Consider the following 20,209-nt stretch of genomic DNA (forward strand, 5'->3'; position numbering starts at 1 on the left):
CCGCGTGGTTGTCCCGGCCACCCCGTGTCGTCACGCCCGGAGGGGTGCCCGCCCGAACACAACGGTGCCCCCATGCCTTTCGCGGGCATGAGGGCAGAGTCGTCAGGCGTCGGCCCGAAAGGCCGCGCGGGAGCCGTCACTCGTTGTTCGAGGCCTGGAACATCCAGTGGTGCTTCTCCAGGTCGGCCGTGATGGCGATGAGCAGGTCCTGCGTGACCGGGTCCGGCGTCTCCGTCGCGGAGACCCGTTCACGGAGCCGGCCGATGGCCGCGGCGAGCGCGTCCACCATGGAGCCCACCGCGTCGTTGTCCTTGATCCAGCCGTCGTTGAGCTTGCCGATCCCGCTGGACTGGGCCACCGTCCCGGCGCGGCCGTCCGGCGACACTCCCAGCGTCGAGAGGCGCTCCGCCACCGTGTCCATATGGGTACGGGCGGAATCCACGACCTCGTCCAGCTGGAGGTGCACGGAACGGAACCGCGGGCCGATCACGTTCCAGTGGATCTGCTTGGCCACCAGGGAAAGGTCGACCAAGTCCACCAGAGTGCCCTGCAGAGCGTCAGAAACGATCTTGAGGTCAGCTTCGGCCAAGGGGCTCTTCACCACGTACATCCGAATTCCTCCATCTCACTCATGACTCAGGTGCCCCCGATCCACTCTTCCAACCATGACATATTCGAGTGAATCGGGTCACACAAGACTTCTGTCGCACCGGCTCCCGCACCCGTGGGCTCGGGCAACCACTCCCCCAAGCGCCGCTCCCGCGTGCGCCACCCCCGGACAAGCCGCCTGCGCCCCCTTTGGGCCGCGGCGAACCCCGTCGCCCGTATCCGCCCCGAAATGTGGGCGGCGTACGGGCACGGAAACGCCTGAGCCCCCTCCGGGTACCCGGAGGGGGCTCAGGCATACGTACTGGTCAGGCAGCGACGACGTCGACTGCCTCGGCCGGTGCCTTGATGGTGACCCGTTCGGGCGGGACACCGGTGACGGACACCGCGTTGAGCACGGGGCGCCGGACCGGTGCGGGCACCGGGTCCGCGGCCGCCGACTCCGCCAGTTCCGCAAGGGCCAGTTCGTCACTGACCTCGTGCATCAGCTCGGACATCCGTACGTCTAGCGCGTCGCAGATAGCGGAGAGCAGCTCGGATGATGCCTCCTTCTGCCCCCGCTCCACCTCGGAGAGATAGCCGAGCGAGACCCGGGCGGACGAGGAGACTTCGCGCAGAGTACGGCCCTGGCGCTGGCGCTGCCGACGCAGCACGTCACCCAGCAGGCGACGGAGCAGAATCATCGGTGGCTCCCTCCTCGGACCGCGTAGCCGCATCCTTCTCGCCCCACCGTACCGCTTGGGGCCGTGGCCGTGCGGGGAGCGAAGACGTGTTCACTCAGGGCTGCAAACATCAAGTCCCCCCGTTCTGTTCCGTATCCTGTGCGCGCGCGTTTCTGACCAGTTCTTCTCGGAGCAGAGCGAGGACGCTCCGCACGCTCTCTGTACGGATTTCCGCACGGTCACCGTTCAACCTCAGTGCGAGGGTTCTCTCCGTCACCGGCCCGGACAAACCCTCGTCGGGCAGATCGGCCGAATCGGGAGGTCCGGGACGCCTCGCCGCCACAGACCCGGCCACGGCGACGAAGACCGTACCGACGGCCTTGCCGTCCTGGGGCTCGGGGCCGGCCACTCCTGTCGTGGCGAGTCCCCAGTCCGCCCCGAGGAGGCGGCGCACCCCCTCGGCCATCTGCGCGGCGACCCGCGCGTCCACCGCCCCGTTGCGGTCCAGGAGCGTCGCGTCGACTCCCAGAATCCGGTGCTTGAGTTCTGTGGCGTATGCCGTGACCGAGCCGCGGAAGGCACGCGAGGCACCCGAGACGGCGGTGATCTCGGCGGCGACGAGTCCACCGGTCAGCGATTCGGCGACAGCCACCGTCTGACCGGCGGCACGCAGCAGCCGCAGCGCCTCTTCCGTCTCGGCCCGGACGGGGCCGCTGTGCCGTTGGGTGTCGGCCGTCACGTTCCGCGCTCCTGCTCGGACACGGGGCGCCCGGCCCCGCCCCGTCCGCCGGTCCGCGCCGCGGAGGAACGTTTCGCACGCGCCGCGTCCGCGCCGGAACCCGTCGCACCGCCCGCCCCGTCGGCGTACGCTCCCACCGCCCCGTCGCCGCCGGAACCCGCCGCGTCGGGGGCCTCACCGGAGTCCTGCGACGTCGGCGCCCCGTCGCCGTCGCCGTCGCCGTCGCCGTCGGCGGATTCCTCCCGTACGGACCGTACGGAGACCGGCTGTGCGGCGGCGGCCGGCTTCTCCGCTTCCGTCCGCGCCCTGTCGGTGTCGGCGGACTGCGGCACGGCGCCCCGTACGGCGGCCTGGACCCGGTCGCCGGGCTCCAGGTGCTCCGCCTCGTCCAGGACGACGGCGCGGCGCGCGGCGACGCCCTGGCGCCGCAGGACGACGGCCTGCTTGACGTAGTCGAGCCCGGTCACGACGGTGAGCGCCACCGCCGCCGCCATGACCCAGAACCGCAGCGACGCGAGCGGTCCGGTCAGCGCCAGGACGTACATGCCGACGGCGACGCCCTGGGTGAGGGTCTTGAGTTTGCCGCCGCGGCTCGCCGGGATCACGCCATAGCGGATCACCACGAAGCGCAGCAGCGTGATGCCCAGCTCCCGGCCGAGGATGACGCCCGTGACCCACCAGGGAAGATCACCGAGGGCCGAGAGACAGACGAGGGCCGCGCCCATGATCGCCTTGTCGGCGATCGGGTCGGCGATCTTCCCGAAGTCGGTCACCAGATCGTAGGCGCGCGCGAGATGACCGTCGAAGAGGTCGGTGATCATCGCGATGGCGAAGGCCGCCCAGGCGAAGGAGCGCCAGGCGGGGTCGTACCCCCCGTCCGCGAGCATGAGGGCGACGAAGCCCGGCACCAGGACGAGACGGATCATCGTGAGGATGTTCGCGATGTTCCAGATACGGGGCTTCTCGGGGGCCGTTCCCTGCTCTCCCGCACGGGGCGGACGCGGGCCGGGGGCGCCGGTGCCGCTCGCCGCGGGTGCCGGGGCTCCCGTCATCTGCCTGCCTCCTCAAGACACTCCGCCACCAGATCGACACCTTCGGTACCGACCACCTTGGCCACGACCATACGGCCGACGGCGAGCGCCGCACCGTCCGGGAGCGAGGCGTCGCGGGTGAAGATGATGTGGCCGTCGGTCTCGGGAGCCTGGTGGGCGGCGCGGCCGGTGGCCGGTTCGCCGTCGGTGCCGGCCGATTCGACCAGCACCTCCAGGGTCTCGCCGATCCGCTCCTCCGCACGTTGGGCGGTCAGTTCCTCGGCGAGCCGGGAGATCCGGGCGAGGCGTTCGGCGACGACCTCCTCGTCCACCTTGGTGTCGTACGTCGCGGCCTCGGTGCCGTCCTCGTCCGAGTAGCCGAAGACGCCGATGGCGTCGAGCCGGGCATGCGTGAGGAAGCGCTCCAGCTCCGCGACGTCCTCCTCGGTCTCACCGGGGAAGCCGACGATGAAGTTCGAGCGCACACCCGCCTGCGGTGCCTTGGCGCGGATCTGCTCCAGCAGCCCGAGGAACCGGTCCGTGTCGCCGAAGCGGCGCATGGCCCGCAGGACGGCCGGCGCGGAGTGCTGGAAGGACAGGTCGAAGTACGGGGCGACGTTCGGGGTCGAGGTCAGGACGTCGATCAGTCCGGGGCGCATCTCCGCGGGCTGTAGATAGCTCACCCGTACGCGGCGGATGCCGTCGAGCGCCGCGATCTCGGGGAGCAGTGTCTCCAGCAACCGGATGTCGCCGAGGTCCTTGCCGTACGAGGTGTTGTTCTCCGAGACCAGCATGACCTCGCTGACGCCCTGGTCGGCGAGCCAGCGCGCCTCGCCCAGCACGTCGGAGGGGCGGCGCGAGATGAAGGAGCCGCGGAAGGAGGGGATGGCGCAGAAGGAGCAGCGACGGTCGCAGCCGGAGGCGAGCTTGACGGAGGCGACGGGGCTGCTGCCCAGTCTGCGGCGCAGCGGGGCACGCGGCCCTGAGGCGGGCGCGAGACCCTCAGGAAGATCGGCGGGGGCGCTCTCGGCGGCCTCTACGTCGTCTGCCGGGGCCGGCGGCGCGGCCGCCTGCGCGTGGCCCGGCAGCGCGACGTCGGCGGCCTGGCGCTGCGCCGGACTGACCGGGAGCAGCTTGCGCCGGTCCCGCGGCGTGTGCGAGGCGTGGATACCGCCGCTGAGGATGGTCTGGAGCCGGTCGGAGATGTCGGCGTAGTCGTCGAAGCCGAGGACCCCGTCCGCCTCGGGCAGCGCCTCGGCGAGTTCCTTGCCGTACCGCTCGGCCATGCAGCCGACGGCGACCACCGCCTGGGTCCGGCCGTGGTCCTTCAGGTCGTTGGCCTCAAGGAGGGCGTCGACGGAGTCCTTCTTGGCGGCTTCGACGAATCCACAGGTGTTGACCACGGCGACGTCCGCGTTCTCGGCGTTCTCGACGAGTTGCCAGCCGTCCGCCTCCAAGCGGCCTGCGAGCTCCTCCGAGTCCACCTCGTTACGGGCGCAGCCAAGGGTGACAAGGGCGACGGTGCGGCGTTCGGGCATGGGCTCAAGACTACTTCGTCCCCGCCCGCCGCCTTCCGCCCAGGTGCGCGGGACCCGTCTCAGCCCGCCTCGGGATCGCCCTTGGTGTAAGAGAGCCGCTCGACCTGGCCGGCCCTGAAGCGGTCCTCGATCTCCTTGCCGTTGACGAAGAGCTGGACGGCCCCCGCGTCGCCGAGGACGAGGTCGACCTGCTTCTTGTCGGTGAACGTCTTGTCCTGGCCGCGCTCCAGCACGCCGTCGAAGAGGCTGCGCCCGCTGTGGTCCTTGACCGAGATCCAGGACCGGCCCTGCGGGGCGCTGATCTTCACGGTGACCTTGTCGGCGGGCGCCGCGGCGACGGCGCTCTCGGAGGACTCGGTCTTCCCCGACGGAGTCGGCTTGCCGGTGCTGGGACCCGGGCTCGGCGTGCGCTCACCCGGCGCGCCCTCGGCGAGGTGCTTTCCGCTCGCCTCCGGTTCCCCGCCGGTGAACAGCGTGAAGCCGACGAAGCCGGCCACGGCGACGATGGCCGCGACCATGGCCGCGGTCCAGTTCGGACGGCGCCGCTCGGGCCGGATGCGTTCGGCCTCGAACAGCGGGGCGGCCGGCGTGGGCGCGGGCGCACCGCCGTGCTCCGCGTCGAACTGTTCGAGCAGAGGAGAGGGATCGACTCCGGCCGCCCGCGCCAGGGCGCGAATGTGGCCCCGCGCGTAGACGGTGCCGCCGCAGCGCGAGAAGTCGTCCTGTTCGATCGCCTGGACGATCGGACTGCGCACCCGGGTCGAGGTACTGACGTCGTCGATGCTCAGCCCGGCCCGCGTACGGGCCTGCTGGAGAGTCCGGCCGATGGAGGGGCTTTCGTCTTCAGGGGAGTTGCCGATGGACACGAGGGTGCCTTTCGAGCGTGTAGCCACCTGCTGGAGGTTCAGTCTAGGGGGGCTGCGAAAGGGTCGGGCAACCCGACGGCCGAGGATTTACGCCATCGGAATGGCCTCTCGCCCGCCTGGCGGCGACGCCGCGCACAGCGGAGTACGTACGGGGCCCGCGAGCGCCGCGGCGCCTCGCACGTGACCCGTGCGTCCCCTTCTACCCCCCTTGACGTACGGGAAAGAAAAAGGGTTGCTCGACTTCGGGGGCCTGCCTGGCACCCGGAGGCGCTCAGGACTGGTCCGGCTCGCCGCCCCGGATGATGTCCAGCACCCCGTCCAGCTCGTCCGGCTTCACGAGGACGTCGCGGGCCTTGGACCCCTCGCTGGGACCGACGATGCTGCGCGACTCCATCAGGTCCATGAGCCGGCCGGCCTTGGCGAAGCCGACGCGCAGTTTGCGCTGGAGCATGGACGTGGAGCCGAACTGCGTCGAGACGACCAGTTCGACGGCCTGGCACAGCAGGTCGAGGTCGTCGCCGATCTCCTCGTCGATCTCCTTCTTCTGCTTCGTGCCCACCACGACGTCGTCGCGGAAGACCGGCGTCATCTGCTCCTTGCAGTGGCGTACGACGGCGGAGATCTCCGCCTCGGTGACGAAGGCCCCCTGTATACGCGTGGGCTTGTTGTCGCCCATCGGCAGGAACAGGCCGTCGCCCTTGCCGATCAGCTTCTCCGCCCCGGCCTGGTCGAGGATGACGCGGCTGTCGGCGAGCGAGGAGGTGGCGAAGGCGAGCCGGGAGGGCACGTTCGCCTTGATCAGCCCGGTCACGACGTCCACCGAGGGCCGCTGGGTGGCGAGCACGAGGTGGATGCCGGCGGCCCGCGCGAGCTGCGTGATGCGCACGATGGCGTCCTCGACGTCGCGCGGGGCGACCATCATCAGGTCGGCCAGCTCGTCGACGATGACCAGGAGGTACGGGTAGGGCTGGATGTCCCGTTCGCTGCCCTCCGGGGCGGTGACCTCGCCGGCGCGCACCGCCTTGTTGAAGTCGTCGATGTGCCGGTAGCCGTACGCGGCCAGGTCGTCGTAGCGCAGGTCCATCTCGCGGACCACCCACTGGAGCGCCTCCGCGGCCTTCTTCGGGTTGGTGATGATGGGCGTGATGAGGTGCGGGATGCCCTCGTAGGCGGTCAGCTCGACCCGCTTGGGGTCGACCAGCACGAGCCGCACGTCCTCCGGCGTCGCCCGCATCATGATCGAGGTGATGAGGCAGTTGATGCACGAGGACTTGCCGGAACCGGTGGCTCCGGCGACCAGGACGTGCGGCATCTTGGCGAGGCTGTGCATGACGTAGCCGCCCTCGACGTCCTTGCCGAAGGCGACCAGCATCGGGTCGTCGTCCTCGGCGGCCTCCGCGAGGCGCAGGACGTCGCCGAGGTTGACCATCTCGCGGTCGGTGTTGGGGATCTCGATGCCCACGGCCGACTTGCCCGGGATGGGGCTGATGATGCGCACGTCGGGGCTGGCGACCGCGTAGGCGATGTTCTTGGTGAGCGCGGTGATGCGCTCGACCTTCACGGCGGGGCCGAGCTCCACCTCGTAGCGCGTGACCGTGGGCCCGCGCGTGAACCCGGTGACCCGCGCGTCCACCTTGAACTCGCTGAACACCGTCGTGAGCGAGGCGACCACCGCGTCGTTGGCCGCGCTGCGCGCCTTGCCGGGGCCGCCGCGCTCCAGGAGGTCCAGGCGCGGCAAGGAGTAGGTGATGTCTCCGGCGAGCTGGAGCTGTTCGGCACGGGGCGGTAGTTCGCGCGGCTTCTCGGGCGCCTTCTTCGTCAGGTCGGGCACCCCGCCGGTCGTCGTGTCGCGCCGCACCCCGGGCGGCGGCCCCGTCCGCGGGGCGACCGTCTCGTCCTGCGTCCCGTCGCCGTCCGCTTCGGCCCCGTTCTCCGGTCGCGGCGTCGGTACCGGCGTCGTCGACTCGGCGCCCTGCCGCTTCGGGCCGACGCCCTGGGTGAGGTCCGCGACGAGGGAGGAGGGCGGCAGTCCGTGCAGCACGGCACCGTCCAGGGCGGCGGCCGCGGCGGCGGCCACGTCCACCGGGTCGAGATCGCGGTCCTCGAAGGCGCGTGGGCCCTCACGCCGCCGGGCGAGCGCCGCCTCCTCCGCGTCCACGTCGTACGGTGCCTGCCCGCGTCGCCGTGCGCCGGGGCTCCGGCGCACGGGCCGGGCGGGCGCCTCGTCCTCGTCCAGGCCGCCGGGCAGGGGCGCGGCGAACTCCTCCGCCTCGTGCGGACGGAAGACACCCAGCCGTACGCCGAGTTGCCGCAGCCGCTCCGGGACCGCGTTGACCGGTGTCGCCGTGACCACGAGCAGGCCGAAGACGGTGAGCAGGAGCAGCAGGGGTACGGCGAGCACCTCGCCCATGGTGAAGATCAGCGGGCTCGCGGCACTCCAGCCGATGAGGCCGCCCGCGTCCTGCAACGGCTCCATTCCGGCGCTGCGCCGCGGGGCGCCGCACGCGATGTGCACCTGCCCCAGCACCCCGACGACGAGGGCGGACAGCCCGATCACGATGCGTCCGTTGGCCTCGGGCTGCTCGGGATGCCGGATGAGCCGTACGGCGACGACGGCGAGCAGTATCGGCACCAGCAGGTCGAGCCTGCCGAAGGCGCCCGTCACGAGCATCTCGACGAGGTCGCCGACCGGGCCCTTCAGGTTCGACCAAGTGCCGGCCGCCACGACGAGCGCGACCCCGAGCAGGAGCAGCGCGAGACCGTCCTTGCGATGGGCCGGGTCGAGCCCTCTGGCCCCGCGCCCCACGCCGCGGAGTATGGCGCCGACACTGTGCGCCACACCGAGCCACACGGCGCGCACGATCCGGTAGACGCCGGCCGTGGGGCTGGGAGCGGTCCTGGGCGGCGCCTTCCTCGCGGCCGCCTTCTTGGCGGGGGCCTTGGCGGCGGCCTTCTTCGGTGCCGGGCCCCTCTTGGCGGGCGGCCTCGCGGCGGCCTTCCTGGCGGGAGCCTTCTTGGCCTGGCCCCCGGCGCGCGGTCGCGCGGGACCCGGTGTGCTCGGGGAACCCTTGCCGGACGTACGAGAGGCCATGGGCTTGAGGTTACCGGGGTTGGCCACAGTAGACACGCGTGACATCGCTTCACCCGTTCGTGTCGGGCCTGCGGTCAAGCAGAATTGACGCGTCCTCATCGGGGGCCGGGCGAAACACCCGCGCCGGCCAATCCCCCGTCAGCGCGGAACCCGAACAGACATGACGACGGTCCGCGAGGACGAGCCTGGTGGTCCCTGTCGCCCGGCCCCGGCCCGGCCACCGCCGAAAGCCCCTCCACGGGCACCACGTACCCCACGGAAGCCGTGGAGGCCACGAGGGCTGGGGAGGCCGCTAATGCCATCCAGGCCACGAAAGCCACCCGCGCCATGAAAGCCGTCGAGACCGCGGAAACCGCACGCGAGCGGGAAGGACGCGGCCGAATCCGCCCCCCGTTCCCCTCGGACGGCGCACCGTCAGGCGTTCCACGGGGCCGAACGGCGTCCACCGTCCGGCCCCTTCGTCCAGCAAATCCGGTGGCCGAGCGCCCCGCGCGGCGGCCGGGCGGCGTCGGCGGTTCAGCCCTGGGCGGGAAGGCTGCTCGTCGCGGCGCCCGTGCCGGGCTCCAGAGCGTCCAGCGCCCGGCGCAGTCCGGTGAGTTTCCGCTCCAGGTGGGCCGCGGTCGCCACGGCGGCGGCGTCGGCGGCCTCGTCGTCGAGCTGCTTGGACAGCGCCTCGGCCTGTTCCTCGACGGCCGCGAGCCGTGCGGACAGCTCCGCCACCACACCCGTGGACTCCGAGCCCTTCTGGCCGTCCGGTCCGCCGTCGCCCTCCAGCTGGAGCCGCAGCAGCGCCGCCTGCTCCTTCAGCTGGCAGTTCTTCATGTACAGCTCGACGAACACGGACACCTTCGCCCGCAGCACCCACGGGTCGAAGGGCTTCGAGATGTAGTCCACCGCGCCCGCCGCGTATCCGCGGAAGGTGTGGTGCGGCCCGTGGTTGATCGCGGTCAGGAAGATGATCGGGATGTCGCGGGTCCGTTCACGCCGCTTGATGTGCGCGGCGGTCTCGAACCCGTCCATCCCCGGCATCTGCACGTCCAGCAGGATGACCGCGAAATCGTCTGTCAACAGCGCTTTGAGCGCTTCCTCCCCTGACGATGCCCTGACCAGCGTCTGATCGAGCGCAGAGAGGATGGCCTCCAGCGCCAGCAGATTCTCCGGCCGGTCATCGACCAGGAGGATCTTGGCCTTCTGCACCATGGCCCGCCCTCCTCGCCCCGGCATTGCACGGGGCGCCGCCCCGGACGACGGCCCTGTCTCGCCGCCCGTCCTTGTGCCGGTCATGGTAGCCGCACCCCACCTGTCGCCACACCCAGTCACCGTCATGTCACGGCGCACACAGCGGAAACGGAGGGGCAGACCGGAAAGTTCCCCGAATCCGGCTCCGTACACCCCTGGCGCGCCGCCGGCCGGAACCGCTTTCCCGCCCGGCCCGCACCCGCCGACCAGCGGACCCGGCCTCGTCGCCTCGCGGGCGTCGCCCGGCGTACGACGGGGCGCGTCCCGGGGCGCACCGCAGCACGTCCCACGGCGCACAGCCGCGTGCTCCTCCTGCGCCACCGCAGCACCGCTGGACCTCGCGGCCGCCACCGTCGCCCCGTCGCCGGCCTGCCCCCTCCCCCCCGTCGCCATGCCGCGGAGCCCTGTTCCTGCCGCCGTCGCCGCCCCGTCCGCGCGACGCCGCCGTCCCGCCCCGCCGCACCGTCGAATATGCCGACGCGGCATGCCCGTGCCCCTGGCGCCGGGCCGGAGCACGGCGACAGGGGCACGACGACAAGGACGCGTCAGCGGGCGCCGGGGCAGCGCCGAGGCCCCGGGGGCGTCCGGATCATTTGTCGCCCCGCATCCACTCCTCCATCACCGAGAGCAGGTGGTCCGGGTCGACCGGTTTGGTCACGTAGTCGGAGGCGCCCGACTCGATGGCCTTCTCCCGGTCCCCCTTCATCGCCTTGGCGGTCAGCGCGACGATCGGCAGCCCCGCGAACTGGGGCATCCGCCGGATCGCCGTCGTCGTCGCGTAGCCGTCCATCTCGGGCATCATGATGTCCATCAGCACGACCCGGACGTCGTCGTGCTGTTCGAGCACCTCGATGCCCTCCCGGCCGTTCTCCGCGTAGAGCACCGCGAGGCCGTTCTGCTCCAGCACGCTGGTGAGGGCGAACACGTTGCGCACGTCGTCGTCGACGATCAGCACCTTCTCGTTGCGGAACGAGAAGGTACGCCGCTGCTGGGGCGCCTCCTGCCCCTCCGCGTCCCCGGACTCCGCCCGCTCCGCCGGCTCCGCCCGCTCCGTCTGCGGAGCCGGCACCGTGTCGGTGCGCCGCTGGGCGGCCTGCTGGTCCTTACGGCGGCGGCGGAACAGTTCGGCCGGGCCGTTTTGGGTGTCGCGCAGCGGCGTGGCGGCCGTCTCCAGGGGCGGCAGTTGCAGTTCGGCCAGCGTGTCCCCCGGCTCGATGCTCGGCGCCAGTTCGGCGTACTCCTGCGTCGGCACGTCCTGCGGGCGCACCGGCAGGTACAGCGTGAACGTCGATCCGCGCCCCGGCTCGCTCGCGGCGTAGATCTCCCCGCCGAGCAGCCGGGCGATCTCGCGGCTGATGGACAGGCCCAGCCCCGTACCGCCGTACTTGCGGCTCGTCGTCCCGTCCGCCTGCTTGAACGCCTCGAAGATGACGCGCATCTTCGAGGCAGCGATCCCGATGCCGGTGTCCGTGACGGAGAAGGCGATCATCTCGCCGTCCGCCTCGCGCAGCGAGCCCACTTCGAGAAGCTGCTCGCGGATCGCGTCCGGGACGTCGGCACCGGCCGGCCGGATGACCAGCTCCACGGCGCCGCTGTCGGTGAACTTCACCGCGTTCGACAGGAGGTTGCGCAGCACCTGGAGCAGCCGCTGCTCGTCCGTGTGCAGGGTCGCGGGCAGCTCGGGCGAGACCCGCACCGAGAAGTCCAGGCCCTTCTCCGCCGTCAGCGGGCGGAAGGTCGCCTCCACGTAGTCGACGAGCTGGACCAGCGCGATCCTGGTCGGCGAGACGTCCATCTTGCCCGCCTCGACCTTGGACAGGTCGAGGATGTCGTTGATGAGCTGGAGCAGGTCGGAGCCCGCCCCGTGGATGGTCTCGGCGAACTCGACCTGCTTGGGCGACAGATTGCTCTCGGCGTTGTCCGCGAGTAGCTTCGCGAGGATCAGCAGCGAGTTGAGCGGGGTGCGCAACTCGTGCGACATGTTCGCCAGGAACTCCGACTTGTAGCGCATCGAGACGGCGAGCTGCTCGGCCCTCTCCTCCAGGACCTGCCGCGCCTCCTCGATCTCGGTGTTCTTGACCTCGATGTCGCGGTTCTGCCGGGCCAGCAGGGCCGCCTTGTCCTCCAGTTCGGCGTTGGACTCCTGAAGCGCCTTCTGCCGCTGCTCCAGTTCGGCCGAGCGCTCCCGCAACTGCTCGGTCAGCTCCTGCGACTGGGCCAGCAGCACCTCGGTCTTGGTGTTCACGCTGATCGTGTTGACGCTGGTCGCGATCATCTCCGCGATCTGCCCGAGGAAGTCCTTCTGGATGTGCGTGAACTTCTGGAAGGAGGCCAGCTCGATCACGCCGAGCACCGTGTCCTCGAACAGGAGCGGCAGCACGATCACATGGGCCGGCCGCGCCTCCCCGAGCCCCGAGGAGATCTTGAGATAGCCCTCGGGGACCTGCTCGACGAGGATCGTGCGCTTCTCCTTCGCCGCGGTACCCACCAGGGTCTCCCCGGGCCGGAAGGAGGTCGGCATCGAACCGCGCGTATAGCCGTACCCCCCCGTCATCCGCAGCTCGTACGCGTCCTGCGGCTCCACCCCCTCCTCGGCCCCGTCCTCCAGCGGCTGGGCGAGGAAGAAGGCCCCGTGCTGCGCCGCGACGACCGGGGTCAGCTCGCTCATGATGAGCGAGGCGACGTCGGCGAGGTCGCGACGGCCCTGCATGAGGCCGGAGATCCGGGCGAGGTTGCCCTTGAGCCAGTCCTGCTCCTCGTTGGCGAGCGTGGTGTCGCGCAGGTTGACGATCATCGTGTTGATGTTGTCCTGGAGCGCGAGGATCTCGCCCGCCGCGTCCACGTCGACCTTGACGTTGAGGTCGCCCGCGGTCACCGCGGTGGCCACGGAGGACATCGCGCGTACCTGCCGCGTGAGGTTCTGCCCCATCTCGTTGACGGACTCGGTCAGTTCGCGCCAGGTGCCGTCCACGTCGCGCACCCGCGCAAGACCGCCCAGAATGCCGTCCGTGCCGACCTCGCGCGCGACCCGGGTGACCTGCTCGGCGAAGCTGGAGAGCTGGTCGACCATCGTGTTGATGGTCGTCTTCAGCTCCAGGATCTCGCCTCGCGCGTCGATGTCGATCTTCTTGGTCAGATCGCCCTTGGCGATGGCGGTCGTGACCATCGCGATGTTGCGGACCTGGCCGGTCAGGTTCGAGGCCATCGAGTTCACCGACTCGGTGAGGTCCTTCCAGGTCCCCGAGACGCCCGGCACCCGCGCCTGGCCCCCGAGGATGCCGTCGGTGCCCACCTCACGGGCCACCCGCGTCACCTGCTCCGCGAAGGCGGACAGCGTCGTGACCATCGTGTTGACGGTGTCGGCGAGCTGAGCGACCTCTCCGCGCGCCTCGACGGTGACCTTCTTGGTGAGGTCCCCGTTGGCGACGGCCGCCGAGACCTGCGAGATGTTGCGCACCTGCGAGGTCAGGTTGTTGGCCATCAGGTTGACGTTGTCGCTGAGGTCCTTCCAGATGCCCGTCACGCCCGGCACCCGCGCCTGGCCGCCGAGGTTGCCCTCGGTGCCCACCTCACGCGCCACCCGCGTCACCTCGTCGGCGAACGCGGACAGCTGGTCCACCATCGTGTTGACGGTCGTGACGAGTTCGAGGATCTCGCCCTTCGCGTCCACCGTGATCTTCTTCGACAGGTCGCCGCGCGCGACGGCCGTCGTGACCTCGGCGATGTTGCGGACCTGGAGCGTCAGGTTGTTGGCCATGCCGTTGACGGACTGCGTCAGGTCCTTCCAGGTGCCCGACACCCCCTGGACCTCTGCCTGACCGCCGAGCATCCCGTCGGTGCCGACCTCCTGGGCGACCCGGGTGACCTGCTCCGCGAAGCTGGAGAGCTGGTCGACCATCGTGTTGAGGACGTCCTTCAGCTCCAGGATCTCGCCCCGGGCGTCCACGTCGATCTTCTGCGACAGGTCGCCCCGGGCGACCGCCGTGGCGACCTGCGCGATGTTACGCACCTGCGCCGTCAGGTTCCCGGCCATGCCGTTCACCGAGTCGGTCAGGTCCCGCCACACCCCGGCGACACCGGGGACCTGGGCCTGCCCGCCGAGCCGTCCGTCGGTCCCGACCTCGCGCGCGACCCGCGTCACCTGATCGGCGAAGGCCGAGAGCTGGTCCACCATCGTGTTGATGGTGTTCTTGAGCTCCAGGATCTCGCCGCGCGCGTCCACGTCGATCTTCTGCGACAGGTCACCGCGGGCCACCGCGGTCGTGACCTGGGCGATCTGCCGTACCTGCGAGGTCAGGTTGCCGGCCATGAAGTTGACCGAGTCGGTCAGCTCCCGCCAGGTGCCCGAGACCCCGTCCACCTTCGCCTGACCGCCGAGACGGCCCTCGGTGCCCACGTCGCGCGCCATCCGCGTCACCTGATCGGCGAACGAGGAGAGCTGGTCGACCATGGTGTTCACGGTGTTCTTCAGTTCGAGCATCTCGCCGGAGACGTCGACCGTCACCTTCTGCGACAGGTCGCCGTTGGCGACCGCCGTCGTCACCTGCGCGATGTTGCGCACCTGGCCGGTGAGGTTGCGGAAGGCCGTGTTCACGGAGTCCGTGAGGTCCTTCCACGTCCCGGCCGCCCCGGGCACGGCCGCCTGTCCGCCGAGTTCGCCCTCGACCCCGACCTCGCGGGCCACGCGCGTGACCTCGGAGCCGAAGGCCTGGAGCTGGTCCACCATCGTGTTGACGGTGTTCTTGAGTTCGAGCATCTCGCCCGCGACGTCCACCGTGACCTTCTGCGACAGGTCGCCACTGGCCACCGCCGTCGTCACGGTCGCGATGTCGCGGACCTGCGTCGTCAGGTTGCGGAACACGGTGTTGACCGAGTCCGTCAGGTCCTTCCACGTGCCGGCCGCGCCCGGCACGTTGGCCTGGCCGCCGAGCTGCCCCTCGAACCCGACCTCGCGCGCCACCCGCGTGACCTCGTCCGCGAAGGTCCGCAGCGTCTCGGTCATCTGGTTGATCGTCTCGGCGAGCTGGGCGACCTCGCCGCGCGCGCTCACCTGGACTTTCTGCGACAGGTCACCGTTGGCCACCGCCGTCGTGACCGTGGCGATCCCGCGCACCTGGGCCGTGAGGTTGCCCGCCATGAGGTTCACGGAGTCCGTGAGGTCCTTCCAGACCCCCGCGACACCGGGCACCTGGGCCTGGCCCCCCAGCTCGCCCTCGGTGCCGACCTCCCGGGCGACCCGGGTGACCTCCGAGGAGAACGAGGACAGCTGGTCGACCATGGTGTTGACGGTGTTCTTCAGCTCCGCCATCTCACCGGCGACGTGCACCGTCACCTTGCGCGACAGATCGCCCTTCGCGACCGCCGTCGTCACCAGCGCGATGTCCCTGACTTGCGCGGTCAGCCGGTACGCCATCGTGTTGACGGAGTCCGTGAGGTCCTTCCACGAACCCGACATGCCGCGCACCTTGGCCTGCCCGCCGAGCTTCCCCTCGGTGCCGACCTCGCTGGCCACCCGCGTCACCTCGTCGGTGAACGTCGAGAGCATGTCGACCAGATTGTTGACCGTCCGGCCGACCTTGAGGAACTCCCCGCGCAGCGGATACCAGGCCCCCTCGGGGGTCTGCGACCGCACCTCCATGCGCTGTTCCAGATCCCCGTCGGAGACCGCCGACAGCACCCGCCCGACTTCCGAGACGGGGCGTACGAGATCGTCGACCAGCGCGTTGGAGGCGGTGATGGCCGAGGCCCACGCGCCCTCCAGTACCCCGGTCTCCAGTCGTTCCGTGAGTTTTCCCTCACGTCCCACGACGCGCCGCACCCGGGAGAGCTCGCCGGTGAGGTGCAGGTTGCGGTCGGCGACTTCGTTGAAGACGGCCGCGATCTCCGCCATGACCCCGTCGCCGGAGACCGTGAGCCGTTTGCGGAAGTTGCCGTCCCGCATCGACTCCAGGGCCCCCAGCAGCCGGTTCAGGGCCGCTGTGTCCACTTCGGTCGTACCACCGCCCCGGGACCTGTTCCGAGACGGCTGTCCGCCTTTCGCGCGCGTGCCGGTGCTTCGCGTCGCTGCGCCAGACTCCACCGTGTCCCTCCCGCGGGGATTCGACCTCGTGCCGGACATCACATACGGACACCCGACTGTCTTCTGACAGCCTGCCCAGTGTTTCACCCCGGCTGAACCAGTCAGAACAGTTCGGCGGCTTCGTACACGCTCCGCACCCCTCTCGGGCGCTCCCTGACCCCCGCAAGGGCGGAAACACCCGCAACCGGCCTCCATAGGGTCCCCGAAGGTAAGTAACCTGGCCTACGGCTGTCCCACCGTCCAGGTCCGCCCGACCCGGGCGGTGGCACGAATCGAGCGGGCGGCAAAGGGGCGGCCGACATATGGGACTGCGTTTCGCCGGGGACGTCTCCCCGGAATCCGGGCCCGGGAACCATCAGGACCGGCCGAACCCGCCCGTCGTGCCCCGGGCCGCCGAGACCGTGACAGGGAGTGCTGTGATCACCGCGCGGGCGTCCGCCATCTTCGAGCCCGTCGGGCGTTCCGTCGCGACGGCCCGTTCCTTCGTCCGCGACACCCTCCAGGGCTGGGGCTTCTCGGACATCATCGACGACGCCACCGTACTGACCAGCGAACTCGTCACCAACGCCGTCGTCCACGCCGGCACCGCCGCCGAGGTCCACTGCCTGCGCACCGAGTCCGGGGTCCGCATCGAGGTCGCCGACCAGTACCCGGAGCGCGAGGTGCCGCTCCAGAACGGCGAGCCCTCCTTCGGCAACCTGGACCGGGAGGGCGGTCGCGGCCTCCAGCTGTGCGGGGCGCTCGCCTCCCGCTGGGGCGTCGAGTACACCCCGAGGCAGAAGCGGGTCTGGTTCCAGCTCGACCTGCCCGACCGCGCCGTCGGCACCCGCAGCGCCGGCCCGCTGCTGCCCGACGCGCTGCTGCCGCTGACCGACGGCCGCGTGCGGGTCGCCGTCGTCCAGATCGACGAGGGCGGCACCATCAGCGCGTGGAACGAGGACGCGGAAGCCGTGTTCGGCTACACCGCCTCCCAGGTCACGGGCAAGCTCCTCACCGACCTCGCGGCCTGGCCGCACACACCGGGCACGAGCACGGGCGTCGCCGAGGCGCTGCGGCTGTCGCGCTGGGAGGGCAGCTACGGACTGCGCGCCGCCGACGGCCACGTCGTCCCCGTCTACGCCTCGCACCTGCGCGTACGCGACAGCGACGGGGCGGCGTCCACCGTCTGCCTCCTGGTCCGCGACGAGGAGCGCGCCGTCCTGCAGACGCCGCTGCGCGGCCCCGGCCCCGAACCCGGTGCCCTGGGCGGTGACACGCCTCCCCTCGACGCCTTCGAGACCTTCATCGGCACCCCGGCCCCCGAGGACCTCGACGGGCTCCTGCAGCGCACCGTGGAACGTGCCAGGGACATGCTCGACGGGGACGCCGCCTTCCTCCTGCTGGCCACCGACGACGAGACGGAACTCGAAGTCCGCGCCTCCACCGGGCTCCCCTCGGCGCGGCAGCGTTTCGCCCGCGTCCAGGTCGAGGCCGGTCCGGGGCGCTACGGCTCGGCCCGGATGCCCGCCGTGCACGAGGACCTCACCGACGTGCCGGGCGCCGTCCCGCTCCTCTCGGGGACCGGGATGCGCTCGGTGGTGACGGTGCCGCTGAAGGTCGAGGGCCGGCTGACCGGTTCGCTGGGCGTCGCAGCGGAGGCCCCGGAGCGTTATTCGAACGAGGAGGCCCTGCGCCTCCAGTTCGCCGCGGACCGTATCGCGCTGGCGGTGGAGTCGGCGCGCCTGGGCGAGCTGGAGAAGCTGCGCCGTGGCTCCCTGTCCTTCCTCGTGGAAGCCTCGGACCTGCTGGCCGGGACGCTCGACCGGGACCAGACGCTCGCCCTGATGGCACAGATGACGGTGCCGACCCTCGCGACGTGGTGCGCGGTCTACACGATCGGCGACCAGGCTTCCGACCCCTACCTCTCCTACGTGCTGCACGAGGACGAGGACCGCATCGACGGTCTCAAGGCGCTGCTGTCCCGCCTCGCCCCGCCGGAGCCGGTGACGACGCCGGGCGCACGCGCGTGGACCGCCCCGTCGGAGGCGGCGCACCAGGCGGCGCTGCGCACCTCCATGCGCAATCTGGGCCTCGGCGAGCCGACGCTGGTGGGCTCCGGTATCGGGACGACGCTGGCGACGGCCGCGGCGGTCGGCGGCGACACCGTCGTCCTGCCGCTCGTGGCCCGCAACCGTGTCATCGGCATGCTCGTCCTCGGCAAGCCCTCCGACGAGCACTTCCGCCAGGAGAACCTGGAGCTGGCCGAGGACCTGTCGCGCCGTGCCGCGCTCGCGCTGGACAACGCGCGCCTCTACTCGGAGCGCGTGTCCAACAGCCAGTCCCTCCAGCGCAGCCTGCTGCCTCCGGAGCTGCCGAAGGTCCCCGGCGTCGAGGTGGAGGTCATCTACCGAGCGGCCGGCGAGGGCAACGAGGTGGGAGGCGACTTCTACGATCTCTTCCCCATCCGCGAGGGCGTCTACGGCTTCGCCATCGGCGACGTGTGCGGTACGGGGCCGGAGGCGGCGGCTGTGACGGGGCTGGCCCGGCACGCGCTGCGCCTGCTCGCGAGGGAGGGGTTCACGGGCCCGGCGGTCCTGGAGCGCCTGAACGCGGCCATCCTCGACGAGGGCGCCCGCAGCCGCTTCCTGACGCTCCTGTACGGCGAGATGGTGCCACAGGGCGACGGGAGCGCCGCGCTGAAGGTCGTGTGCGCGGGCCATCCTCTGCCCTTGCGGCTGCGCCAGGACGGCACGGTGGAGCCGGCGGCGGACCCGCAGCCGCTGCTGGGCGTCATGGACGACCTGGAGCTGTACGAGCAGTCGGTGACGCTCGACCCGGGCGACGTCCTGCTGTGCGTGACGGACGGAGTCACGGAGCGCCGTGAGGGCACGCGCATGCTCGGGGACGACGGCCTCGCCGATGTCCTGAAGACGTGCACGGGCCTGACGGCGGGCGCCGTGGCGGCCCGCATCATGCGCGCCGTGGAGCGCTTCGCCGCGGACGCTCCGTCGGACGACATGGCGATCCTGTCGATGCGCCTCCCGGGTCCGCAGACCGACTGAGCCCTGACGGTCCCGGGACCACACAGGGGAAAGGCCCCCGCCGTATCGGCGGGGGCCTTTCCCCTGTGTGGTCCAACTGAATTCGCTGAGCCCCAAAACGGAATCGAACCGTTGACCTTCTCCTTACCATGGAGACGCTCTGCCGACTGAGCTATTGGGGCCTGCCCTTCAACGGGGTTTCCCGCGTTGCGACGAAGGAAATCATACCCCGAACCTGGGGCCGCTTTGCACCATCGGCCGGCCTGTTCCCGTCCCTCAGAGAACGGCGGCGTGCAGGATGCCGCCGAGCGCGTTGCAGGCCGCCACGGTGCGCTGCAATTCGCGCTTGGTCAACCGCTCCCCTATCGGCAGGGAGAGCGTCTCCTCCGCGGCCTGCTCGGTGGCCGGGAGCCGGACGTCCCGGCGAAACCGGGGCAGCCGGTGCACGGGGGTCGGTACCGGCACGCGGCAGTCGATCCCCTTGCCGCGGGCGGCACGCACGAACGCGTCCCTGTCGGGCCGGCCGTTGCCCCGTACGCGGACGACGTACTGCTGGTAGGTGTGCCGCGTCCCCGCGTCCGGCGTGCCCACTCCCTTGAGGCGGCTGTCGAGGTACTGGGCGCACTGGACGCGCCGGCTCTCCGCGGCGGACGGCCCCTCGCTCTCCTGGTGTTCGAGGACGAGCAGCCCTCTGCGCGCACCGAGTTCCGTCAGCGGGGCGAGCTGGGGGGTCCGCCCGAAGCGGTGGACCACGACGACGGCGGCCGAATCGGGGGTCAGGACGGATTCGACGGACGCCGGGTCGAGACAGTACGTGGCGGGGTCGATGTCGGCGAACACGGGCCGGGCCCCGAGTTCCGCGACGGCCTGGGCTACTTCGACGTTTCCGAAGGCGGGGACGACCACCTCGTCGCCGGCACCGATCCCTGCGGCTCGCAGCATGAGTGCTGTCTTCATGCCTGCATGGTGGCCGGGCCGCGTGAACGGAAGATGACGCACAAAAGAAAAAGGCTGGTCCCCGAGCCTAAGCTCGGGGACCAGCCTTTTTGAATAATTGTTCGGCGGCGTCCTACTCTCCCACAGGGTCCCCCCTGCAGTACCATCGGCGCTACGAGGCTTAGCTTCCGGGTTCGGAATGTAACCGGGCGTTTCCCACGCGCTATAACCACCGAAACACTATGAAACACATCAACCGCACCACCCCGTGACCAAACCGGGTGGGGTTGTTCGTGGTTTCAGAACCAACACAGTGGACGCGAGCAACTGAGGACAAGCCCTCGGCCTATTAGTACCGGTCAACTCCACCCCTCACAGGGCTTCCATATCCGGCCTATCAAC

At 70.8% G+C, this 20,209-nt stretch carries 10 protein-coding genes, 1 tRNA gene, 1 rRNA gene and 1 pseudogene; 1 reads left to right on the plus strand and 12 read right to left on the minus strand.

Features of this window, described 5'->3' with window-relative positions; all coding sequences use genetic code 11:
- Window positions 1-136: 136 nt before the first annotated feature.
- From ACFYMP_RS03070 to ACFYMP_RS03110, 9 genes and pseudogenes are all read right to left on the minus strand, one after another.
- Window positions 137-610, minus strand: coding sequence for a DNA starvation/stationary phase protection protein (locus tag ACFYMP_RS03070; protein ID WP_363146273.1), 474 nt, complete (start codon window positions 608-610; stop codon window positions 137-139).
- A 304-nt stretch (window positions 611-914) separates the two neighbouring features.
- Window positions 915-1,289, minus strand: coding sequence for a helix-turn-helix domain-containing protein (locus tag ACFYMP_RS03075; protein ID WP_388849459.1), 375 nt, complete (start codon window positions 1,287-1,289; stop codon window positions 915-917).
- 109 nt (window positions 1,290-1,398) lie between these two features.
- Window positions 1,399-2,007, minus strand: coding sequence for a CinA family protein (locus ACFYMP_RS03080; RefSeq protein WP_388849462.1), 609 nt, complete (start codon window positions 2,005-2,007; stop codon window positions 1,399-1,401).
- A gap of 377 nt (window positions 2,008-2,384) precedes the next feature.
- Window positions 2,385-3,059, minus strand: a pseudogene (gene pgsA, locus ACFYMP_RS03085) (CDP-diacylglycerol--glycerol-3-phosphate 3-phosphatidyltransferase); the annotation flags it as partial.
- Complete coding sequence (rimO, locus tag ACFYMP_RS03090; protein ID WP_388849465.1) at window positions 3,056-4,576, minus strand: 30S ribosomal protein S12 methylthiotransferase RimO; 1,521 nt, start codon at window positions 4,574-4,576, stop codon at window positions 3,056-3,058. The pseudogene pgsA and the gene rimO, both read right to left, overlap by 4 nt.
- Window positions 4,577-4,635: 59 nt before the next feature.
- Window positions 4,636-5,442 carry a helix-turn-helix domain-containing protein gene (locus tag ACFYMP_RS03095; protein ID WP_388849612.1) on the minus strand — a complete coding sequence of 269 codons (807 nt, stop codon included), beginning with the start codon at window positions 5,440-5,442 and terminating at the stop codon, window positions 4,636-4,638.
- A gap of 271 nt (window positions 5,443-5,713) precedes the next feature.
- Window positions 5,714-8,533: a DNA translocase FtsK gene (locus tag ACFYMP_RS03100; protein WP_388849468.1), complete on the minus strand. Its 2,820-nt coding sequence runs from the start codon at window positions 8,531-8,533 to the stop codon at window positions 5,714-5,716.
- Between the two features lie 516 nt (window positions 8,534-9,049).
- On the minus strand, window positions 9,050-9,733 hold the full coding sequence (locus ACFYMP_RS03105) for a two-component system response regulator (protein ID WP_388849471.1): 684 nt from the start codon (window positions 9,731-9,733) through the stop codon (window positions 9,050-9,052).
- A gap of 628 nt (window positions 9,734-10,361) precedes the next feature.
- On the minus strand, window positions 10,362-15,758 hold the full coding sequence (locus tag ACFYMP_RS03110) for a HAMP domain-containing protein (RefSeq protein ID WP_388849474.1): 5,397 nt from the start codon (window positions 15,756-15,758) through the stop codon (window positions 10,362-10,364).
- A gap of 509 nt (window positions 15,759-16,267) precedes the next feature.
- Here ACFYMP_RS03110 and ACFYMP_RS03115 point away from each other — a divergent pair.
- Window positions 16,268-18,892, plus strand: a complete 2,625-nt coding sequence (locus tag ACFYMP_RS03115) for a SpoIIE family protein phosphatase (RefSeq protein ID WP_388849615.1) — start codon at window positions 16,268-16,270, stop codon at window positions 18,890-18,892.
- 88 nt (window positions 18,893-18,980) lie between these two features.
- On the opposite strand, the gene ACFYMP_RS03120 is transcribed toward ACFYMP_RS03115, so the two are convergent.
- The 3 genes from ACFYMP_RS03120 to rrf form a co-directional block, all read right to left on the minus strand.
- Window positions 18,981-19,053 (minus strand) — tRNA-Thr (locus tag ACFYMP_RS03120).
- A 94-nt stretch (window positions 19,054-19,147) separates the two neighbouring features.
- A complete protein-coding gene (locus tag ACFYMP_RS03125; protein ID WP_388849477.1) occupies window positions 19,148-19,828 on the minus strand; it encodes a DegT/DnrJ/EryC1/StrS family aminotransferase in 681 nt (226 codons plus the stop codon).
- Window positions 19,829-19,927: 99 nt separating this feature from the next.
- A 5S ribosomal RNA gene (gene rrf / locus ACFYMP_RS03130) occupies window positions 19,928-20,044 on the minus strand.
- Window positions 20,045-20,209: the final 165 nt, after the last annotated feature.

The organism is Streptomyces sp. NPDC007088 (assembly GCF_042869355.1).
GTDB lineage: Bacteria > Actinomycetota > Actinomycetes > Streptomycetales > Streptomycetaceae > Streptomyces.